Origin of the sequence: Paenibacillus sp. S28 (genome assembly GCF_016624415.1) — a bacterium.
Taxonomy (GTDB): domain Bacteria; phylum Bacillota; class Bacilli; order Paenibacillales; family Paenibacillaceae; genus Paenibacillus_AQ; species Paenibacillus_AQ favisporus.
In genome coordinates this window covers 353,114-373,614 of sequence record NZ_JACVTM010000006.1, presented here as the reverse complement: position 1 = coordinate 373,614, position 20,501 = coordinate 353,114, and the positions used below count along the sequence as shown (strand labels likewise).

Sequence of the window (20,501 nt, the reverse complement as noted above, 5' to 3'; positions counted from 1 at the left end):
CTCGTATCATCTTATGCGTGATAAGGCGAAAAAGGAGCTCCGGTCCTTCGATGGGAAGAACCGGAACTCCTGTGAATGGATTGTTATCGCGAGTGCAATTAAGCCGTTTGCGGCTCTGCAGGAACTTCCTTCGCCTTGCGGCCCTTGATCAGGAAGTAGACAAGGGTCAAAGCAAGGAAGATCACGGCGTCGATACCCAGGATGCCTGCCTGCTTCCACACCAGATCGAAATCTCCGCTGGCGATAATCGCCTTGTATCCGAGCACGCTGTGGGACATCGGAAGCCAAGGATTCAGCGGCTTCAGCCAATCCGGAATCAGCTCCAGCGGGAACGTTCCGGCGCTGGTTGCCAGCTGCAGAATCAGCAGGATGATGATCAGGAAGCGTCCCGGCATATCCAGCCAGGTGACGAACGCCTGCACGATAAACATAAACGTCAAGCTCGTAATAAAGGAGAAGAGGAAGAAGAGTGGTACACTTCGAACCTCCAGCCCCAGTCCGTACAAAATGATCGCTGCCGCGACCACGGACTGGAACAAGCTCATGCCCGCGAAGGACAGCGAGCGGCTGACAAACCGGCTGAAGCCGGAAGCGCCAGGAACCGTCGTTCCTTTGAGCGAAATGACCAGCGTCGAAATGAGCGCTCCGACGAACAGGCCGAGCGACATGAAGTATGGCGTCAGGCCTGTGCCGTAGTTCGGCACCTTGCGGTCATCGATTTCCTTCGTATCAACCGGGGAAGCGAACATTTCCACAAGCGCATCGGTCTTCTTGAGCTCGGAGGTTTTATCCGCCGCGTCTGTCAGCTTCGTCTGCAGCTCCTTCGAACCGTCCTCCAGCTTGCTGATGCCGCTCTTCAGGTCACCTGCGCCGTTGTTCAGCTGCTGCGAACCGTCGGCAAGTGTTCCGAGCCCGCTGGCCAGCTTGTTCACGCCGCCCTGCAGCTGGCTGGATCCTGCCAGAAGCTGCTGGGCGCCGCCCACCAGGCTCTGGCTGCCGCCGGCCGCTTCGGACAGCTTCTGGCCGAACGTTTGCAAGCCGGCCGTAAGCTGCTGCTGGCCGGCATTCAGCTTGGATGCGCCGGCCACGAGCTGCTGCTGGCCTTGTACGAGCTGTCCGCTGCCTGCGGTGAGCTGCTGCGTGCCCGCATGCAGCTGGGCCGCGCCGCCGGCCAGCTTCTTCTGGCCGTCATGCAGCGAGTTCGCCCCGCTGAGCAGCTGCTGCTGACCCTGCGCGAGCTGGGCGCTGCCGTCGGCTACCGCCTGGCTGGCTGCGATCAGCTTCTGCAGCTCAGGGTTTGCCGCGAGCTCAGGGCTCGCTTTGGCCAGCTGCTGCAGGCCGTCGGCCACGCCTTTGGCGCCGTCGGCGACCTTCTGAGCGCTGCCTGCGGAAGATTCAAGGCCGCTCGCCAGATCGGCGCTTCCCTTCTCTGACGCCTTCAGACCGGATTCCAGTCCGGCTGCGCCCTCATCGGCGCTCTTCAGACCGGCATTCAGGTCTTGGGCGCCCTTGAGCGAGGACTGCAGCCCTTGATACAGCTGCTCGCCGCCCTTCTGGGCCGACACGGCCCCTGCGGTCAGCTGACCCTGCGCGCTGCTCAGCTGGCTGAGCCCGCCGGCAAGCTGCTTGGCGCCGCCTTCCAGGTCGCCAACACCTTTGGTCAGGTCGCTGGCCCCTTTGGCCAGCGGACCCATGCCGTCCTTCGCTTCCAGTGTGCCTGCCGCCAGCTTGCCGAGGTTTTCCTTCAGCTTGACGGCTCCTTCATCCAGATCATTGGTACCGTTGTGCAGCTTGCCCGCGCCTTCACCGGCTTCAGCCAAACCGTCCGATACCTCCGTAAAATTGTCCAGCAGGCTGTCGGTATACGATTCCGTTACCTTCGCGGATACTTTGGACTTGATATCCTTTACGGCCGTATTGCCGATCTGGGAGGCCACAAAGTTGTAGTCTCCGTTCGGCTCATATTCGATGCTGGCCGGCTGCGGATTTTCATCCATCAGCGTCGTCGCTTTGCTGGAAAAATCCTCAGGGATCGTAATTTTCATATAAAAGCGGTTATCCTTGATTCCCTGCTCAGCTTCTTTTTCACTGACGAATTCCCAGTCAAAGTCCTTGCCTTTCTTCAGTTCGTCCACCAAATCGTCTCCAATGTGGAGCTGCTTACCTTTGAATTCGGCGCCCTTATCCTTGTTGACCACCGCTACCGGCAGCTGGTCCAGATGACCGTAGGGGTCCCAAAAGGCCGCCAGATATACGCCGCTGTACAAAATCGGAATAAACATGACGGCAATGACCGGAATGAGCACTTTCGGATTTTTTGCGGCCGCCGCCAAATCTTTAAAAAACACGGCTATTGATTTCATGTTTCCAGGCTTCCCCCTTTACGTTATTTAGTATGACTCAGACACTCCCGAGTATCATTGACTGATTTCTTCAATTGGTCAGTTTTGCGCATACGGAAATACTCCGGACAAAAGGACCCCACAACGTGGGGCCATTGCTCCGAGACGTACTCGGGTACTTCGCCGTGGCGCCTGATAAAGGCCGCAGCGGTCCCTGCTCTTATAAAGGGATATAACGCATGCCCGGTTATTTCACAGACAGCCCTTCTTCCAGAAACAGCCGGAAGTGCTGCCTGATTTCCGCCTTGGTTAACGTTTTTTGATGCTGTTTGTTCCATTCGGACGTCAAGGCGACATACATTTTCAGCATGAGGAAAGCGACGACGGACGGATCGCATTCACGGATTTCGTGCTGCTCCACCGCGAACCGGACTTCCTTCTCCATATAGCCGAGGATGACACCCTCCACCCGGCTCATCGCCTCTTGGGACTGTGGCGTCCCGAAGTCTCTGACCTCCTGTGAGAGCTTGATCAACAGCTCATGCTCCCCCCGGAATTCCAGAAGGGAATCCAGAACCCGGAACAGGTTGTCGAAAAACGGCTTCCGGTGATCCACTTCCCGCTCAATGATCGTCTTCATTTCGGAGATGACGCCGTGCAGAATTTCGTCAAACAGCTGTTCCTTCGTATCGAAAAACGTATAAATCGTTCCTTTTCCCACATTAGCGATCTTCGCTACCTGCTCCATCGTCGTCGCCTTGTACCCGAACAAGGAAAAGGACTGGGCAGCCGCGCCCAGCACCTGTTTCTTCCGGTCGACCGATCCTATGATGTTCTCCTCCCATCTAAACGCGTATCAGCAAAAACTGACCAATTTTCAATTCCAGTCATAAGGTCAGTTTTTACTTTACCACATTTATTGGAATATGCAAAGATACTTATTGAAATTTTTCAAGATTGTATGAAAATTTCATATTTTGCCCGTTCCGTTTCCATGGAAAGCTGCTGCTCCTGCACATCCGCGTACTTCAATCCGTCAACGTAAATTTGGTATGTGCTCTGCGGAAGCGGGATATCTCCCTGCTCGTTCACCACAGCTCCGCTGCCGTGCAGGATCAGCGAATCCCCTTCGGTATATTCGTCAATCGTCGGTGTGCTCGGCTTGTATTCCACATCCTCCAGCGTGATTCGTGTCTGGTCGGTGTCCTCGAGCTCCTGTTTGCGGATCATAACGGTCTGCTGTTTATGCGCGTTCAGCCAGTCGGTTACGGATTTGAGAGATTCGTTCATTGAAAGCCCTTCTTTCTGCGTAGTAGTCATTGTCTTCATCTCCGGGTGCTGTTGATGCCGATGAAGCGGCCGCAGCCCGTCTATAAAGAGTCTAACCATTCCGCCGAAAGGCAAAACATCCCTGGAAATCACGATCTCCCCGCCAAACAGGATCAAAGAACAGGGGCTTATTGTGATATGGACATTTCCGAGAATAGAAAAAGAGATGCCTCCCACCATAAACAGCGGGAAACATCTCTTAAATGTCCGTTCCTTCTACTCCTCCTGGTCCGGCCCGGCATCTTCCTCAGGTGCCGTCGTTCCAAGCCAGCTGCGGATCATCGACAACAGCTGCGCGCTGTTCACCGGCTTGGTAATGTAGTCGGATGCTCCGGCTTCCAGGCATTCCTCCCGGTCGCCTTTCATCGCCTTGGCGGTCAGAGCAATGATCGGGAGATCTTTGAACTGCGGCTTGCTGCGGATCGCCCGCGTCGTTTCGTAGCCGTCCATAACCGGCATCATGATGTCCATCAGCACGATCTCGATATCCGGCGTCTGCTCCAGGATTTGAATGGCCTCGTGACCGTTTTCGGCAGGAACGACCATCATCTGATGACGCTCCAGGATGGTAGTCAAGGCAAAAATGTTGCGGATGTCGTCGTCCACTACCAGAACCTTTTTATACTGAATCATCTCGTCGGATTGATACAGCTTGCGCACAAGCTCTCCCGCCTGTTCTGTCAGGTCATCCGGCTTGCGGTGCAGGAACAGGCTCGTCTCGTCGATCATCTGGGCCGGCGTCTTGACCTCTTTGATGACCGCGGATTTGGTCAGCTCTTCCAGTTCCTCCTCTTGGTCATGGTTCCATTTGACGCTCCGGTTCAAGACCAATGGCGTGTGCTTGTTCTTTGGATTTTTCTGCATTTCCCGGACGAACTGCAGAACGTTCATATCCTCCAAATCGTTATCCGCGAGCACGCAGTCAAAATGCTCATTCTTCAAGGTCTCGAGCGCTTCCCGGGCGGTCTGCGCCATGACGATCCGCACATCCTCGCTGCCCAGAAGATCCGCCCATTCCTGGCAGCGCTCTTCTTCCGTTGCGGCCAGCAGCAGGCTGCGGCTATGTTCAGCGGCAAACCGGCTCAGCTGATCCAGCGCCTTCTCGAGGTCTTCGTTGGTGACCGGCTTGCAGACATACTCATAGACTCCCTTGCGGAGCAGTTCAACTTCATCCTCTTCGACGGTGATGACGCAGACCGGAATATGCCGGGTTGCCAAGTCGTTCTTCAAGTGCTCAATGACCATCCAGCCGTCCATGTCGCCAAGGCGAAGATCGAGCGTAATCGCCTCAGGCTGGTATTTTCTCGCCAGCTCGAGTGCGCCGGATCCTTTTGTCGTGATGACGGCCTTGATATTCTTCCGGTGCAGCAGCTCCAGCAGGATTTCGTTAAACTTCACGTCGTCTTCAATGATGAGAAAGACGCGATCTCCCGGCTCAATCCGCTCCCGGTCGTCGTTCACATCATCTGCCTTGCGGCTGAAGGTACGCTTCTGCTCCGGCGGCGTGACATCGATGACTTCCGGCACGTATTTCGGCGTCTCCTCCTGCGGCCCCATTTCCGTGTCGACCGGCAGGTAGAGGTTGAAAATGCTGCCTTTGCCGACGACGCTGTAGAGCGTCAGTTCCCCGCCTAGCAATTGGGCGATCTCACGGGAAATGGCCAATCCGAGCCCTGTGCCACCATACACCCGGTTCGTGCTGCCGTCCGCCTGCTGGAACGCCTCGAAAATGATCTGCTGCTTGTCCTCCGGAATGCCGATTCCGGTGTCGCTGACCGAGAAGCACAGCACGTTCGGCGCTTGGTTCAGCGATTCGTTATCCTTGCTCCATCCTTCGCTGGCTCGCCGCAGGGCCAAAGTAACCTGGCCCTTCTCCGTGAACTTAAAGGCGTTCGACAGGAGGTTTTTGAGCACCTGCTGCAGCCGCTTCTGATCGGTAACCACCGTATCCGGCACGTCCGGATCCACCTTGATGCTGAACTCAAGCAGGCTGTTATCCACCATCGGGCGGAACGACCGGTCGAGGCTGTCCGTCAGCGCTTTGAGGGACACTTCGCTGAAGTCCGGCGTTACGGTGCCTGATTCAATTTTGGACAGATCCAAAATTTCATTGATCAGGTTCAGCAATTCCAGACCTGAATCCTGGATCGTTTTGGCGAATTTGACCTGATGTTCGCTCAAGTTCTCATCCGGGTTATCCGCAAGCTGTTCTGCAAGAAGGAGGAGGGAATTGAGCGGCGTTCTTAATTCATGCGACATATTGGCCAAAAACTCCGATTTGTAGCGTGAGGTCAGCGCAAGCTGCTCCGCCTTCTCCTCCAGGAACTGCTTCGCAACCTCGACCTCCTGGTTTTTGCTCTCGACCTCGGCCTTTTGCAGGACGAGCAGCTTCGCCTTGTCCTCCAGCTCCTCATTCGTATGCTGAAGCTCCATCTGCTGCTTCTGCAGCTCCTCCGTCAGGGACTGCGACTGCATGAGCAGCTCCTCCGTCCGGCGGTTGGCCTGCATCGTGTTCACGACGATGCCGATCGATTCGGTCAGCTGATCCAGGAAAGCCAGATCGATCTCGGTAAACGCCCGGAAGGACGCCAGCTCCAGCACGCCAAGCACATGCTCCTCGAATATAATCGGCAGCAGCACGATATTGAGCGGCACGGCTTCGCCGAGACCCGAAGATATCATGACATAATCATGCGGCACATTCGTCAGCAGGATACGCTGCTTCTCCACGAGGCACTGGCCGACCAGCCCTTCGCCGGCATGGAAGCGGTTCGACAGATGCTTCCGGTTCTGGTAGGCGTAGCTGGCAAAAAGCGTCAGCACCGGTTCGTCGTTCTCCGGCTCGTTGATATAGAAGACGCCGTGCTGCATCGACACGAGCGGCGCCAGCTCCGACAGGATCATGCGGCTGATGGCATACAGGTCGCGCTGTCCCTGCAGCAATCTCGAAAACTTGGCGAGATTGGTCTTCAGCCAGTCCTGCTCGGTATTGATGCGGGTCGTCTCTTTCAAGTTCCGGATCATTTCGTTCACATTGTCCTTCAGCGCGGCAACCTCGCCGGCCGCAGCGACATCGATCGTCCGCGACAGATCCCCTTTGGCTACTGCCGTAGCCACATTGGTGATTGCACGGACCTGCGTGGTTAATGTGCTCGCCATATAGTTGACATTGTCGGTCAAATCCCGCCAGGTGCCGGCGGCTCCCGGAACGCTTGCCTGACCGCCCAGCTTTCCTTCTGCGCCGACCTCACGGGCGACGGTAATGACCTGATCGGCGAACGTATCCAGCGTCTCGGTCATATTGTTGATCGTATCGGCCAATTCGGCAATTTCGCCCTTCGCGTCCACGTTCAGCTTCTGCTTCAGATTCCCGTTCGCCACGGCAGTCACGACCTTGGCGATGCCGCGGACCTGATCCGTCAGATTGTTCGCCATAATATTAACGTTGTCGGTCAAATCCTTCCAGATGCCGCCGACCCCGCTCACCTGTGCCTGTCCGCCCAGCTTGCCGTCCGTTCCGACTTCACGGGCGACGCGCGTGACCTCGGAGGCAAACGAGTTCAGCTGGTCCACCATCGTATTGACTGTATTTTTCAGCTCCAGCAGCTCGCCGCTGACGTCGACCGTAATTTTTTTGGACAGATCTCCGTTGGCGACCGCTGTGGTCACACCGGCAATGTTCCGCATCTGGATCGTCAGGTTGCGGGTCATGTTGTTCACCGTATCGGTCAGGTCCTTCCAGGTACCCGACACATCCTTGACGTTCGCCTGGGCGCCGAGCTTGCCCTCGGTTCCGACCTCGCTGGCCACCCGCGTTACTTCCGACGCGAAATTGCTGAGCTGGTCCACCATCGTGTTCATCGTGTTTTTCAGCTCGAGCAGTTCGCCCTTGACGTCGACCGTAATCTTCTTGGACAAGTCGCCCTTCGCTACCGCCGTCGTCACTTCGGCGATGTTCCGCACCTGATTCGTCAGGTTGCGGGCCATGTTGTTGACGCCTTCGGTCAAATCCTTCCACGTGCCGCCGACGCCCCGGACCTCGGCCTGTCCGCCGAGCTTCCCTTCGGTGCCGACCTCGCGGGCGACGCGGGTAACCTCGGATGCAAACGTGCTGAGCTGATCCACCATTGTGTTGATCGTGTTTTTCAGCTCAAGGATTTCGCCCTGCACGTCCGCGGTGATCTTCTTCGACAGGTCCCCGTTCGCCACCGCCGTCGTCACGACGGCGATATTGCGCACCTGATTCGTCAGGTTCGAGGCCATGTAGTTGACGTTCTCGGTCAAATCGCGCCACGTGCCGGCCACGCCCTTCACCTGCGCCTGACCGCCGAGCATGCCGAGCGTTCCGACCTCGCGGGCCACGCGGGTAACTTCGGACGCAAACGTGCTGAGCTGATCCACCATCGTGTTGATCGTATTTTTCAGCTCGAGAATTTCACCCTTGGCGTTAACCGTGATGTGCTTGGACAGGTCGCCCTTTGCCACCGCTGTCGTCACTTCTGCGATGTTGCGGACCTGGTTGGTCAGATTGCTGGCCATGGAGTTGACGCTTTCGGTCAAGTCACGCCATGTTCCCGCTACGCCGCTTACCTCCGCCTGTCCGCCCAGTATGCCCTCGGTGCCGACCTCGCGGGCGATCTTCGTCACTTCGGAAGCGAACATGGACAGCTGGTCCACCATCGTGTTGATCGTATTTTTAAGTTCCAGGATTTCACCCTGAACGTTGGCCGTAATTTTTTTCGATAAATCACCGTTGGCAACAGCCGTCGTAACGACCGCAATATTGCGGACCTGATCCGTCAAATTCGTGGCCATGTCGTTGACGCTCTCCGTCAAATCTCTCCACGTGCCGGACACGCCCTTGACGTTCGCCTGCCCGCCGAGCTTTCCTTCCGTGCCGACCTCGCGGGCCATACGGGTGACCTCGGACGCAAAGGTCGACAGCTGTTCCACCATCGTATTAATCGTATTTTTCAATTCCAAAATTTCGCCGCTGGCATTGACCGTGATCTGCTTGGTGAGATCGCCCTTGGCCACTGCCGTCGTCACTTCGGCGATGCTGCGGACCTGGCTCGTCAGATTAGCCGCCATGCCGTTCACGCTGTCGGTCAGATCCTTCCATGTCCCCGAGACGCCTTCAACATCGGCTTGACCGCCCAAAATGCCTTCGGTCCCCACCTCTTTGGCTACGCGGGTCACTTCGGAAGCAAACTTGCTCAGCTGGTTGACCATCTTGTTGATGTTGTTCGCGGATTTTTTGAACTCGCCGGTCAGCGGCCGCCCTTCAAACTCCAGATCCACCTTTTGCCGCAAATCGCCCTGGGCAACCGCGTTGATCACGCGCACCATCTCGCTGGTCGGCTGGATCAGGTCACTGACAAGACCGTTTAACGATTCTACGGCCGCCTCCCAAGACCCGCCGGTATTTTTATGGGAAAACCTGCGCGACAGCTTGCCCTCTTTACCGACAACCCTGGCAACGGTATCGATTTCGGACACAAGGCTCTCCTCCATTTCCATGATCTCATTAAAGGTGTCTGCGATTTTTCCAGCGATGCCCGTCTGATCGTATGGCATGCGGTATGTAAAATCTCCCTTTTTAAAAGCCATCAGCGCATCGAGCAGTTCCTTGGACTGAACCTGGCTCTCTTGCGAATCCGGTTTCAAATGCTGATCCGACATAGTCAAATCCCTCTCTCGACATAATTTTACACCGTTCATTGCTGGTAAACATGATTTCTCTATTATTCTACTATGCCGATTAAAATCTGTCATTTTTCTGCCAGTTAAAAGTTAAAAATTACACTTTAGCGAAAGCGCAAAAAACCGTCCGAATAGCTGGACGGCCGTGAAGGTATCAAGTTACTTTTGCATAGGACACTTGTTCTCTGCAACTAACTCGAGAAAGAAATCTACATCCACCCCAATAAAATTGAAATCGGGAGACTAGGATTGTGGAACGTTGTATTCTTCGAGAGCACGGACCAGCTTTGTTCTGACAGCTTCTCTTAGCTCTTCCGGTTGGAGCACGACCGCTTCAGCACCGAACGAGAAAAAATAATCAGCAAAGAATGGTATTTCGGACGGGAAGATACCCATTTCCAGTGTGCCTGTGCCGTCATTGGAACGATGTACTTCTCCCCAAGGGAAAATCCAGCTCTTTTCTCGGAATAACTCAATCCCTTTTGCCGTTAGTTTCACTTTAACATCTACGCTTTCCAGTGTGCTGTAGAAATGAGGCCCCCAGTTCGTTAAATCCACCTCTGAAACATCCACTGTAGGCGTTGACGCTTCGGCATCCGCCAAGACGGCTGACCCTATCCGATCTACCCGGAATAATCGGAAAGCTTTTCGCAAATAGCAGTAAGCTGGGCAAAACCAATATCCCTCATGGGCATATATACCGATGGGTTGAATCGTTCTTTCATTGGTAACATTCTTTCGAATTCCATAATTGATTGTTACGGGCAACCTTCTAATGGACGCTTGGAGCAATAACTCAAGGTAGCCAGCTCGTTCCGGGCGTGTATGCGTAAAGAAGTCAATTCGGTTTCGCATCTCGTCGATCTGACTTTTCACATCTTCCGGTAAATACCTGTAAAATTTTCGAAGTGCGGATTTTGCAGATGCCTCGAAAGGCAGCGAGCTGAAGTGTCGAAGGGCATGGGAAGCAAAAAACATGGAGAATGCCTCATTTTCCGTAAATGAGATCGGTGGAAGGCTTCGCTCTGTCAGAACATGGTATCCGCCTCCTGCACCAACTTGAGAGTATAAAGGCACTCCCATACCACTCAGCTCCTGCAAATCGCGCAGCATGGTTCGGGTAGACACACCAAATTCTTCGGCAAGCTCTTTGACGGTGAATTTCCGCATTCGATTTACCGCCATCATCAATTCAATCAGGCGCCTCGACTTCCCCATCATATTCACCCCCAAAAGATTATAGTGACAAGTTCTGTCACATTCATATTATACACTATGAATACGCCGGATCGTTGGGAGAGATTTACGGTAGAAAGCGATATAAAAAAAGAGAAGGAGATTATTCATATGTCTAGAGAACAACGTAAGAAATTGGATGAAATGCTGCGGCGTCCTAAGCCCGCCAAACCGCAAACCGTCGAGGAGATGCGCGCGAACTTCGCTGCCATGATGGCAACTATGTTAGTACCTGCGGGTGTGCGGACCACGCCGACGACCATTGGTAATCGACCCGGTGTGATCGTTGACCCTGCACAGGATACCCGCCCAGGAATCATTCTTTATTTTCATGGCGGCTCGTTTATTATGGGTTCCCCCTACACGGCTATGTCCCTTACCGCGAACCTGGTCGACAAGACCGGTATCCGGTCCGTCTCACTCGATTATCGCCTCGCCCCGGAGCATCCGTTCCCTGCGGCTCTTGAGGATGCTCTCGCAGCCTATCATGAGCTTCTGGACAATGGAGCCCAGGCGTCGTCTATTGCGTTTGCCGGCGACTCCGCCGGCGGCGGTATTGCTGTCTCGACTTGCCTGATGGCACGGGACGCAGGCCTGCCGATGCCAGCAGCGGTAGTGACGTTCTCGCCGGGGCTCGATAAGACGCATTCCGGAGCAAGTATGGATAGCAAAATGGGGCTCGATCCGTTCTTCACCCGTGAGGGCTTTACATGGACGGACGAGATGTATCTCGCAGGACAGGATCCGAATCATGAACTCGTAAGCCCCGCCAGGTTCGCCGATCTTACCGGATTCCCACCGATCCTGCTGCAGGTCGGAACCAACGAGCTGCTTCTTGACGATTCCACGCAGTTAGCCGATCGTGCACATGCAGCAGACGTTGATGTCATCCTTGACGTTACCGCCGACGTCCCGCATGTGTTCCAAGCGTTCACAGGTATTCTTGATGAAGCCGATCAAGCCCTGGACCGTGCTGCACTGTTCATCACACAGCATCTCAGATGTTGAATACAATTGTTTAAAGATTCGCTAATAAAAATGCTCCCTTATACGATAAGGAGAGCATTTTTTTCGTTATTGCATTTTTTTTGTTTGCCCTATCACAGGCGGTATAGGTAAGCCTGCTTGATTCATGCCTGGCATCGACTGGATCCGGCTGTTTTGGATTGCCGCTATATTCCATCCCCCTTGTTCCAGGCCTCGCTCAACGACATAAACAGTTCCTTCATCAATTGAATATATTTGGAAGAGCTGGGCTCACATGTTGGTTGTTAGCCAATAAAAATAGACCGCTTGTCAGCGGTCTGAAAGTAAAACGGAATATCCAATTGCGTATCCTATTGTGTACGTGCCGTGCCCTTCTTTGATTGGATCATTCAGCACTTATCCTGCGCTACGCGGCAGAAGCTGCAGTAGCGGTCTTCTTCCTCCGGAGCAAAAAGGACATCGGTATCGCCACGGCGACGATGACGGTCGCAACGACAAACACGTCGTCTATGCCCCACGTGAATGCCTTCTCCTTCACCATCGCGGTTACTTTACCGGCGGCCTGCAAGTGGGCAGCGGTCCGGCTGGCCAAAATGGAGCTGAAAATGCCGATCGCGAATGAACCCATTCCCTGCTTGATCCAATTGTTAATCGATGATGCATGACCCGTCTCCTCCGTCGGCACGGCGCTCATCCCCGAGTTAGTCACGGTCAGGTTGGCAAAGGCGATGCCCACGTACCGGAACGCCATCCAGAAAGCGATATAATAGCGCGTGGTGGATACTGTCAGGTTGCTCAGCATCAGCGTGGCGACGAACATCAGGATCACGCCGACCATGCACAGCCATACCGGCCCGATCCGCGTGTACAGTCTGCCGGATATCGGGGCGCAGATCACCATCATCAGCGAGCCTGGGAGCATGACCAGCCCCGCCTGCATCGGCGATACCCCAAGCACGGTCTGCAGAAAAATCGGAACCAGAAAGGTACCGGAGTATAGGGAGATGGATATGATCGCCTGCAGGACGATGCTGTACGTAAAGCGCCGGATTCGAAACACGCGCAGGTGAAGCAGCGGTTCCTTGACCTTCAGCTCCCAGCCGATGAACAGCGCCAGCATGAGGGAGCCCACGATCAGCAGTGTTACGGTCTTCATGGAACCCCATCCCCAGGTGCTGCCTTCACTGAATGCGACAAGCAGTGAGGTGCTGCAGCCGATGACCGTGACGAAACCGACGACATCGAACGACTGCTTCTTGCTCAGCTTGTAATAAGGGATCCGCCGCACAGCGACCAGAATGGCGATGACGCCGATCGGCAGGTTGATGAGAAACAGCGCATGCCAGTTAAAATACTGCACAAGCAGCCCGCCCAGCGTCGGACCGATGGCCGGGCCGAGCATCGCCGCTACGCTCCACAGGCTGAGCGCAAAGGCCTGCTTCTCTTTGCCGATGACCTGGTAAATGATCGTCATCGTTGCCGGCATGATGAGCCCGCTGAACAGTCCCTGCATGACGCGGAAGAAAATCAGGCTTTCGATGTTCCAGGCCGCCAGGCACAGAGCGGAACAAATCGTAAATCCACTCAGCGAGATCAGGTAGACCCTCTTATAACTAAGCTGGTCTCCCAGAAATCCAAGCACCGGGGCGATAATGCCGGTCGCCAGCATGAAGCCGGTGACCATCCACTGCACGGTTTGGAGCTGGGAGCTGAACTCCTGCATAAAATCCGGCAGCGCAATATTGATTGTGGTCGTACTTAGTGAGGCCAAAAAGTTCCCGAAAAAAATGGCAAAGATAACCGACCAAAAGGAAGTGGCGGTTCGGGGCGTGCTGCTATCCATAGTTTCCCTCCATATATCGTATCCCTCTGGAAGGCTGCTGCCGAGCGGTCAAAAAGACCCTCGGCGTACAACAAGACCGGGGCCGAAATTCGTTATGGAAAGCATACCCCGATATAACGTTAACGTCAACGTAAAATACCCATAAATTGCACTTTTTTTGCGAGTAATCTGAAAAGGGCTGCCCGTGGGAACGGGCAGCCCCTGCATTTTTCAACCGGTTTATACCGTTTTCTGCTGTTTTGCCGAAGCGGCCTTCTGTTCCTTGCCGACGGTAACTCTGGCATTTCCCATGCTGGCCACCACGACCGCGGCGATGGCGATCGGAATCAGCGCAAACAGAAATACACGGGAAATGGAATGAGACATGGCGTCCACGATGTTGTTGAGCACTTCCGCCGGAATTTTGGCGCGGTTGGCCGATTGGAAAATTTCCTGCGGACTGCCAACGTTGGCCATGGCCGAATTGGCCCCGGCGCCCATACCCTTGAAATTTTCGGCAAGCCGGTTCGTGAACAAATTGTTCTGGATGGTGCCGAAAATCGTGATCCCCATCGTCATGCCGAGCGACCGCAAAAACTGGTTGGTCGAGTTTGCGGTACCGCGGAAGCGAGGCTCCAGGTTATGCTGGGATGCCGTCGGCAGCAGCGAGAACGAGAAGCCCATGCCGAAGCCGACGATGATCATGAAGATCGTCAGATAAATCCGGGCAGTATCGGGGGTCAGCGTGCTGAGCAGATACATGCCGCCCAAATAGAAAATGACCGACATGATCATAAGGTTCCGGTAGCTTGTCTTGGTGGAGAAAATCCCGCCGATGGCGCTCCCGGCCACCGATCCCAGCATCATCGGCGTCAGGATCAATCCGGCGTTTGTAGCCGAACCGCCATACACCGCCTGCACGAAGATCGGGATGTATACCGTCATGATGATAAAGGTTCCGCCGTACAAAAACGCGAGCAGCTGCGATGTCGCAAACAGCCGACGTTTAAACAGGAAGAACGGCAATATCGGCTCCTTCGCTTTCAGCTCCACGAAGAAGAAGATGATGAAGAATACCGCAAAGCTGGCAAACAGAGCAATAATCGGTGCGGAGTCCCACGCGTACTCCTTGCCGCCCAGCTCCAGTGCGAACATCAGGCTGATGACGGCGATAACGAGCGTCGATGCGCCCCACCAGTCGATTTTTTGCTTGTTATGGGATGGGGACTCTTTGTAACTGCGCAAAATGAAAATCAGAGACACGATGCCGATTGGCACGTTGATGTAGAATACCCACTCCCAGCCGGCATATTCGGTGATATACGCGCCGAGCAGCGGTCCCACCACGCTGGCCGATCCGAACACCGCTCCGAGCAGACCGGTCATTTTGCCCCGGTTCTCCGGCGGAAAAATATCGAAAATAATCGTAAACGCAATCGGCAGGAGCGCTCCTCCCCCGATCCCCTGAATTGCCCGGTACAAGCTCAGCTGTTCAATCGTCTGAGCCAGACCGCACAGCGCGGACCCCAGCAAAAACACAGTTAAGCCGAAAATGAAAAAACGCTTCCTCCCGTACATGTCCGACAGTTTGCCGAAGATCGGCATGCCGGCCATCGTCGTCACCATGTAGGCCGAGGTGACCCAGACGAATTTGTCCAGTCCCCCAAGATCGGATACGATCGTTCCCATGGCCGTGGCGACAATGGTATTGTCAATGGCGGACATAAAAATGGCCAGCAGAAGCCCTGCTACGACCATTTTAATGTTGCTTTTCGTCGCTTCCATTGGTTAGCTCCTTTACAATGTATTGTCCCTTCCGATAAAATGAAACCAAGTCATTATCTCGGAATTCAAGTATCTTGATCATCAAGATATTCAGATTCTAAGAGGAGGTCTTGCTTTTGTCAAGTCAAAATGCTGAGGGCAACACATCACCTGAAGAACGATTGGCTTCGCAAATGAGAAAGCTGGGAACCAGGACCGTCCTGTACCAACAGCATGTAGCCAGTTCCCTCGGTTTATCCAACACCGATTTGAAATCCGTAGATATATTGTGGGAAACCGGTCCGATTACGGCCGGAGAGCTCTCCAAAATTACCGGTCTCTCCACCGGCACCGTCACCGCCCTGATCGACCGTCTGGAGAAAGCGGGTTACGTGCGGAGAGAGCATGACCCGTCCGACAGACGCCGGGTCATGATCGTCCCCGACTATTTTGCCAGGGACGAAGTTCGCGAGACCTTCAAGCCGCTGCACGATTCCGTGGTCCGGCTCGGCTCGTCCTATACGGCGGAGCAGATCGAGCTGCTCATTGACTTTGCAGCCAAGGTCAGCGGCATCATGGAGGAGCAGATTCGCACGCTTGGCGGCGGACGCTCCAAATCGGCTGCAGAATAGAATGGCACGCAAAAAAGCACCCCGCGCATAATACGTGAGGTGCTTCTCTTTGATTAAGTATAAAAATTCCGTACTGCTTATTTGAATACTTTAACGCGGTCTTCAAGCGGCTTGAATTCTTTCTCGCCTGGCTGAACTGTCGGTTTGCCGAAAGGCATTTGGGCGATCAGTTTCCAGCTCGCAGGAATGTTCCACTCTGCGGCAACCTTTTGGTCGATCAGCGGGTTGTAGTGCTGCAGGCTGGCGCCAAGACCTTCGGCTTCAAGCGCGGTCCAGATGACCAATTGGTGCATCGCTGAAGTATGGTGGGACCATACTGGGAAGTTGTCTGCATAAGAAGGGAAGCTTGCTTGCAGTCCTTCAATGACTTCATAATCTTCGAAGAACAGGATCGTGCCGTATCCGGCGCGGAAAGCAGCCATTTTCTCAGCAGTCGGTGCAAAGCTGTCAGCCGGAACAACGGCTTTCAGCACGTTTTCCGTTACATTCCAGAGCTTGTCATGCTGCTCGCCAAGCAGAACGACAACGCGTGTGCTTTGTGAGTTGAAAGAAGACGGCGTGTATTTCACCGCGTCGTTGACGATCTCCTGAATTTTCTCGTCGGAGATCACCTGCTCCTTGCTGATTCCATATATGGAACGTCTGTTCTTGAGTGCATCAATAAACTGTTTAGACATTTTTATACCTTCCTCCTTTTTGTTACTTACTTACTTTTTTAGTATACATACACGCTCGTCCAATTACAATACCTTAATTTAAAGATTTTTAACTTGATTGTCACCCCGGTCACGAACGTGACACAAATAACCCGCCAATCGCGGGTGAAGGCGGGTTACGGTCACACAATGCTCACATATTCGGATTTGATACAGACTACTCGACGACGACGACCTCAGGTTCAGGAACGAAGCCGAACGCCTTGTCGACACCCTCCATAATCACATTCATCAAATATTTAATGTGCTCGGCGGTCGCATGGTCCGTGTTGATGATCATGTTCCCGTGGAAAGGGGAAATCATGGCGCCGCCGTATGCCTTCCCTTTCAATTCAAGCCGGTCGACCAAAGCACCGACGGGAACGCCGTAATCGTAATTGTTTTTAAAGACGGATCCGCAGGAAGGATACTCGAAATGGCGCTTGCCGTTCCGGTATTCCTCAATCTGGGTCATCGGGGCGGGCAGATGGATTCCCCGGCTTTGGAGCGCCTTCGCCTCTTCAGCCATATACGAATAGAACGAAGACAGGGACGACATCCCCTCTTTGTCCTTCCAGCGGCTCAGCAGGCGGTTTGCCTGCTGCGGATCCAATTGCTCTGGTACGGCCAGCATATCCGCACCCAAAATGAGCCACGGATTCATCTGGAATATAGACTGCTTATAGCCATATTTGCACTGGCTGACATCAATCGATTGAACGGACAGGGATGGATCCTCCAAGTCCACATAATACACCGTTTTGATAATGTCGCTGATCTGCCGGTGGTTGTACTTGGCGTTCATGTAAATGCCGGCCCCTAGGCCGCCCGGCAGCAAGTAGGTAAACTCGTAACCCGGGATGTTATACATCAAGCCTGCGATCGACAGCATGGACATCGGCGTCCCCGAGGAAATAAACCATTTGGTTGGCGTGATGTCCCAATAAACGAATCTTTTCAGGGAAATGTACAGCGTATCCTTGCGCGGATTGTCGGGAAACAGAAGATTGGATCCCATCCCGCAGAAAAAATAGTCCAGCCCGTGGGTTCTGCATCCCTGCAGCAGCGTGATCAGCTCTTCGGCCGTTTCGGGCATGGCGAAGAAATTCGCTTCCCCGCCGATTTGGTAGGACGAGTGGTTCGCAAGCGGTTCATTCCGCAAGCATAAGTTTTCAAATGTCATCCGGTTATTAATCATCATGGCAAATTCTCACTTTCAACTTTCTTGTCTTCGCACGTTCCCAGTACATCGTGAAATGAAGTGCCTCAATAGAAGCCTTCTTTAAAAATACAGACCTATCTATTCTAATATATCGTCACCCTTCGCGCCACGTGTCATTTTACGAAAGAAAGTATTGGCGGGAAAAACCCGGTTAATAATGGTTCTAGAATGAAGCCAGAAACCGGAGGTGACTGCATGAAAATATTAAAGGCTCGTTTGTCCCAAGGCTTCATGATGATCCTGCTGTCCATCGGGATGATGAACCATGTGTTTATCATACCGTTCCTTTTGCAGAGCTCAGGCAGGGATGCGTGGATTTCGGTCGCCTTGTCCACTCTGCCGCTGTTAGCGGTGACTGGAATGACTTATTTTGTGGCCAAGCGAATGGGGGACCGCTCCATTCACGAATGGCTGACCCAAGAGTATGGCCTGGGTTCCGCCGTTCTTCTGCGCATCGTTATGACCTTATTTTTATACATGCTTTGCTTCTACACGTTGTTTGATACGACCACTTGGGCCAAAATCACCTTTTTGACCGAAACGCCGGTATCCGTAACCACCATTGTCCTGCTGCTTCTATGCCTGTATGCGGCGATCAAGGGATTTAAGCCCATTGCCGTTTCCGCCGGCCTTCTCCTGCCGTTCGTCGTTCTTCTGGGATTTTTTATCATGACGGTCAATTTTCAAACCAAGGATTACAGCCAGCTTCTGCCTATGCTGTCCCATGGCTGGGAGCCCGTATTTCACGGTTTGCCCAATTCATGTGCGGGCCCCTTTGAAATCATCATGTACCTGTTCATCCAGCCCAAGTTGGCGAAGCCTGCAAAGGCCTGGCAGCTATACGTCCTGGCCCTGGCCCTGATCGGACTAACCATGGGACCGCTGATCGGAGCCATCACGATCTTTGATCCGTATGAGGCGTCCAGGCAAATGTATCCGGCGTATGAGGAGTGGCGCGTGGCCACGATCGGCAGATATATCGCTCAAACGGACTTCTTCTCCATATATCAATGGCTGTCGGGGGCGTTTATTCGGATTGCTCTCGCCCTGTATTTTATGGTTGATATTTGGAATATTAAACAAAAGATACCGCGAATTGTATCCTACGTTGCGGCTTCTGGCCTGATTCTGCTCATCTGCCTATTCGGGCCAAACGATATTAATTTCATAAGATTTCTAAAAAACTTGTATTTCCCGATTTCTGCCGTCTTTTTGGGAGCCTTGGCCCTCGTCTTGTTTGGTTTGGCTCTCATATCCTCCCGAAAGAAAGGACGAGAACACCATGACATCTAGCACAGAGCAGCCTCAGGCCAGACGGGAAGACATCGATATCCCGTTCCTTCAAAAGTATTACGAACAATGCGGCGACGTCGTCCTTCATCCCTTTGTGGTGGGGGAAGGGGATTTGAAGCAGTCCATTCTCCTGATTTATTGTGAAGGAATGACGGACGCGATGCAAATCAACCAGTTTGTCCTTCCAAGGCTGGAACAGATGTACAAAGAAACGGGATTCGTTGGCAAAGACGCCATCCAAGCTTATCAAACGCTGCCTCTACAGGAAATGAAAACCCAAAATATACTGTACGAGCTCGATACCCAGGTGTTTCAGGGAATGCTGATCCTGTACTTCCAGCACATGAACGCCTTTTACCAGTTGAATGTCAGCAGCAAGCCATCGCGGTCACCGGAGGAGTCATCCACGGAGTCTTCCATCAAGGGGCCCCAGGACGGATTTACCGAGAACTTAAGCATGAACCTGGCGCTCGTTCGCAATCGGCTTCGGACGCAGTCGTTTTGCGTGGAAAAATTCGTGCTCTCCGAGCGGGGCCACACCCAAATCGCGCTGATGTACATCCGGGATATCATTAACCCGGAAATCGTTGACGAAATCAAGAAGAAGATCCAAAATTTCAACGGGGACGCGATCATAGGCACCACACAAATCGAAGACCTCGTTCAAGGGCCTCTTAAAAGCATATTTCCGCTTACCGATTATGTCGGCCGGCCCGATTATGTCGCTTCCAGCCTCCTGGCCGGCCGGTTCGTGATTATGTTCGACGGGTCCCCGATGGGAATTATCGCACCCATCACACTCTTCAGCCTGATCAAATCGCCGGAAGACTCCAACATGCCCTTTCACATCGTCTCGGTGCAAAGGTTTTTGCGGATTTCGGGCCTCTTCATCGCTCTGTTCCTGCCTGGGTTTTACGTGGCGCTGACCACCTTCAACCTCGAGCAGGTTCCGACTCCACTGCTGGCAACCATTATGAATTCCCGAATCGGACTTCCGTTCTCGATTCCGCTGGAAGCCTTTCTGATCCTGTTCCTGTTCCAGGTATTTCATGAAGCGGGCACTCGCCTCCCCAAGCCAGTCGGCCAGACCGTTACAGTTGTCGGAGGACTCATTGTCGGTGATGCCGCGATCCGGGCAGGAATTACGTCTCCCACGATGGTTGTGTCGGTGGCCGTGACGATTATCGCCACCTATACGCTGGTCAATCAAATTCTATCGGGAACGACGGCAATTATTAGGCTGTACGTGCTTCTCCTATCTTCTTCCCTCGGCATGTTCGGGTTTTTTATCGCGATGTTCTCCGTCCTGCTTCACCTGGCCACGCTGGAAAGCTACGGGGTCTCCTATCTGGCTCCCGCTTCCCCCTATATCGCCAGGGATTTCTGGGAAGGGCTGTTCCGAAAGCCGGTCAAGCTGTTCAAATACCGTCCGCGGGCGCTGCGGACTCAGGACAATACCCGCAAGGGAGATTAACG

Annotated in this window: 13 protein-coding genes; 4 read left to right on the top strand and 9 right to left on the bottom strand. The window is 53.7% G+C overall.

The annotated features are described in order from the left end of the window. Positions 1–98: 98 nt before the first annotated feature. From IAE55_RS17445 to IAE55_RS17425, 5 genes are all read right to left on the bottom strand, one after another. Complete coding sequence (locus IAE55_RS17445) at positions 99–2,363, bottom strand: YhgE/Pip domain-containing protein (RefSeq protein WP_200633354.1); 2,265 nt, start codon at positions 2,361–2,363, stop codon at positions 99–101. Between the two features lie 226 nt (positions 2,364–2,589). Next, positions 2,590–3,171, bottom strand: coding sequence for a TetR/AcrR family transcriptional regulator (locus IAE55_RS17440; RefSeq protein ID WP_089546695.1), 582 nt, complete (start codon positions 3,169–3,171; stop codon positions 2,590–2,592). Between the two features lie 122 nt (positions 3,172–3,293). After that, positions 3,294–3,632: a hypothetical protein gene (locus tag IAE55_RS17435; protein WP_145156906.1), complete on the bottom strand. Its 339-nt coding sequence runs from the start codon at positions 3,630–3,632 to the stop codon at positions 3,294–3,296. A gap of 255 nt (positions 3,633–3,887) precedes the next feature. Further along, the gene (locus IAE55_RS17430) at positions 3,888–9,353 is read right to left on the bottom strand and encodes a HAMP domain-containing protein (RefSeq protein ID WP_200633353.1); all 5,466 of its coding nucleotides are present in this window, start codon (positions 9,351–9,353) and stop codon (positions 3,888–3,890) included. A gap of 264 nt (positions 9,354–9,617) precedes the next feature. After that, positions 9,618–10,595 (bottom strand): helix-turn-helix transcriptional regulator, encoded by a 978-nt coding sequence (locus tag IAE55_RS17425; protein ID WP_325168653.1) that lies wholly within the window; start codon positions 10,593–10,595, stop codon positions 9,618–9,620. 237 nt (positions 10,596–10,832) lie between these two features. Between IAE55_RS17425 and IAE55_RS17420 the strand changes: the two genes are divergently transcribed. After that, a complete protein-coding gene (locus IAE55_RS17420) occupies positions 10,833–11,618 on the top strand; it encodes an alpha/beta hydrolase (RefSeq protein WP_200633352.1) in 786 nt (261 codons plus the stop codon). Between the two features lie 385 nt (positions 11,619–12,003). On the opposite strand, the gene IAE55_RS17415 is transcribed toward IAE55_RS17420, so the two are convergent. Further along, positions 12,004–13,440, bottom strand: a complete 1,437-nt coding sequence (locus IAE55_RS17415) for an MDR family MFS transporter (RefSeq protein ID WP_200633351.1) — start codon at positions 13,438–13,440, stop codon at positions 12,004–12,006. Positions 13,441–13,659: 219 nt separating this feature from the next. Beyond that, positions 13,660–15,204, bottom strand: a complete 1,545-nt coding sequence (locus IAE55_RS17410; protein ID WP_200633350.1) for an MDR family MFS transporter — start codon at positions 15,202–15,204, stop codon at positions 13,660–13,662. Positions 15,205–15,377: 173 nt separating this feature from the next. On the opposite strand from IAE55_RS17410, the gene IAE55_RS17405 reads away from it, so the two are divergent. Continuing rightward, the gene (locus IAE55_RS17405; protein ID WP_116231741.1) at positions 15,378–15,815 is read left to right on the top strand and encodes a MarR family winged helix-turn-helix transcriptional regulator; all 438 of its coding nucleotides are present in this window, start codon (positions 15,378–15,380) and stop codon (positions 15,813–15,815) included. Between the two features lie 77 nt (positions 15,816–15,892). Here the strand turns inward: IAE55_RS17405 and IAE55_RS17400 are convergent, their stop codons facing one another. After that, positions 15,893–16,492: a nitroreductase family protein gene (locus IAE55_RS17400; RefSeq protein WP_076167585.1), complete on the bottom strand. Its 600-nt coding sequence runs from the start codon at positions 16,490–16,492 to the stop codon at positions 15,893–15,895. Between the two features lie 196 nt (positions 16,493–16,688). After that, positions 16,689–17,711 carry a UDP-N-acetylmuramate dehydrogenase gene (locus IAE55_RS17395; RefSeq protein ID WP_234489619.1) on the bottom strand — a complete coding sequence of 341 codons (1,023 nt, stop codon included), beginning with the start codon at positions 17,709–17,711 and terminating at the stop codon, positions 16,689–16,691. Positions 17,712–17,927: 216 nt separating this feature from the next. Between IAE55_RS17395 and IAE55_RS17390 the strand changes: the two genes are divergently transcribed. Next, the gene (locus IAE55_RS17390) at positions 17,928–19,025 is read left to right on the top strand and encodes a GerAB/ArcD/ProY family transporter (RefSeq protein ID WP_200633349.1); all 1,098 of its coding nucleotides are present in this window, start codon (positions 17,928–17,930) and stop codon (positions 19,023–19,025) included. Further along, positions 19,015–20,499, top strand: coding sequence for a spore germination protein (locus IAE55_RS17385; RefSeq protein ID WP_200633348.1), 1,485 nt, complete (start codon positions 19,015–19,017; stop codon positions 20,497–20,499). The genes IAE55_RS17390 and IAE55_RS17385 overlap by 11 nt, the downstream gene beginning before the upstream one ends. The last annotated feature ends 2 nt before the right edge of the window (positions 20,500–20,501 follow it).

Bases quoted from the DNA above. Each gene is read 5' to 3' on its own strand.
- IAE55_RS17430 (WP_200633353.1), bottom strand. From the start codon at position 9,353: ATGTCGGATCAGCATTTGAAACCGGATTCGCAAGAGAGCCAGGTTCAG.
- IAE55_RS17390 (WP_200633349.1), top strand. From the start codon at position 17,928: ATGAAAATATTAAAGGCTCGTTTGTCCCAAGGCTTCATGATGATCCTG.
- IAE55_RS17405 (WP_116231741.1), top strand. From the start codon at position 15,378: ATGAGAAAGCTGGGAACCAGGACCGTCCTGTACCAACAGCATGTAGCC.
- IAE55_RS17410 (WP_200633350.1), bottom strand. From the start codon at position 15,204: ATGGAAGCGACGAAAAGCAACATTAAAATGGTCGTAGCAGGGCTTCTG.
- IAE55_RS17415 (WP_200633351.1), bottom strand. From the start codon at position 13,440: ATGGATAGCAGCACGCCCCGAACCGCCACTTCCTTTTGGTCGGTTATC.
- IAE55_RS17435 (WP_145156906.1), bottom strand. From the start codon at position 3,632: ATGAACGAATCTCTCAAATCCGTAACCGACTGGCTGAACGCGCATAAA.
- IAE55_RS17425 (WP_325168653.1), bottom strand. From the start codon at position 10,595: ATGATGGGGAAGTCGAGGCGCCTGATTGAATTGATGATGGCGGTAAAT.
- IAE55_RS17445 (WP_200633354.1), bottom strand. From the start codon at position 2,363: ATGAAATCAATAGCCGTGTTTTTTAAAGATTTGGCGGCGGCCGCAAAA.
- IAE55_RS17385 (WP_200633348.1), top strand. From the start codon at position 19,015: ATGACATCTAGCACAGAGCAGCCTCAGGCCAGACGGGAAGACATCGAT.
- IAE55_RS17400 (WP_076167585.1), bottom strand. From the start codon at position 16,492: ATGTCTAAACAGTTTATTGATGCACTCAAGAACAGACGTTCCATATAT.
- IAE55_RS17395 (WP_234489619.1), bottom strand. From the start codon at position 17,711: ATGATGATTAATAACCGGATGACATTTGAAAACTTATGCTTGCGGAAT.
- IAE55_RS17420 (WP_200633352.1), top strand. From the start codon at position 10,833: ATGTTAGTACCTGCGGGTGTGCGGACCACGCCGACGACCATTGGTAAT.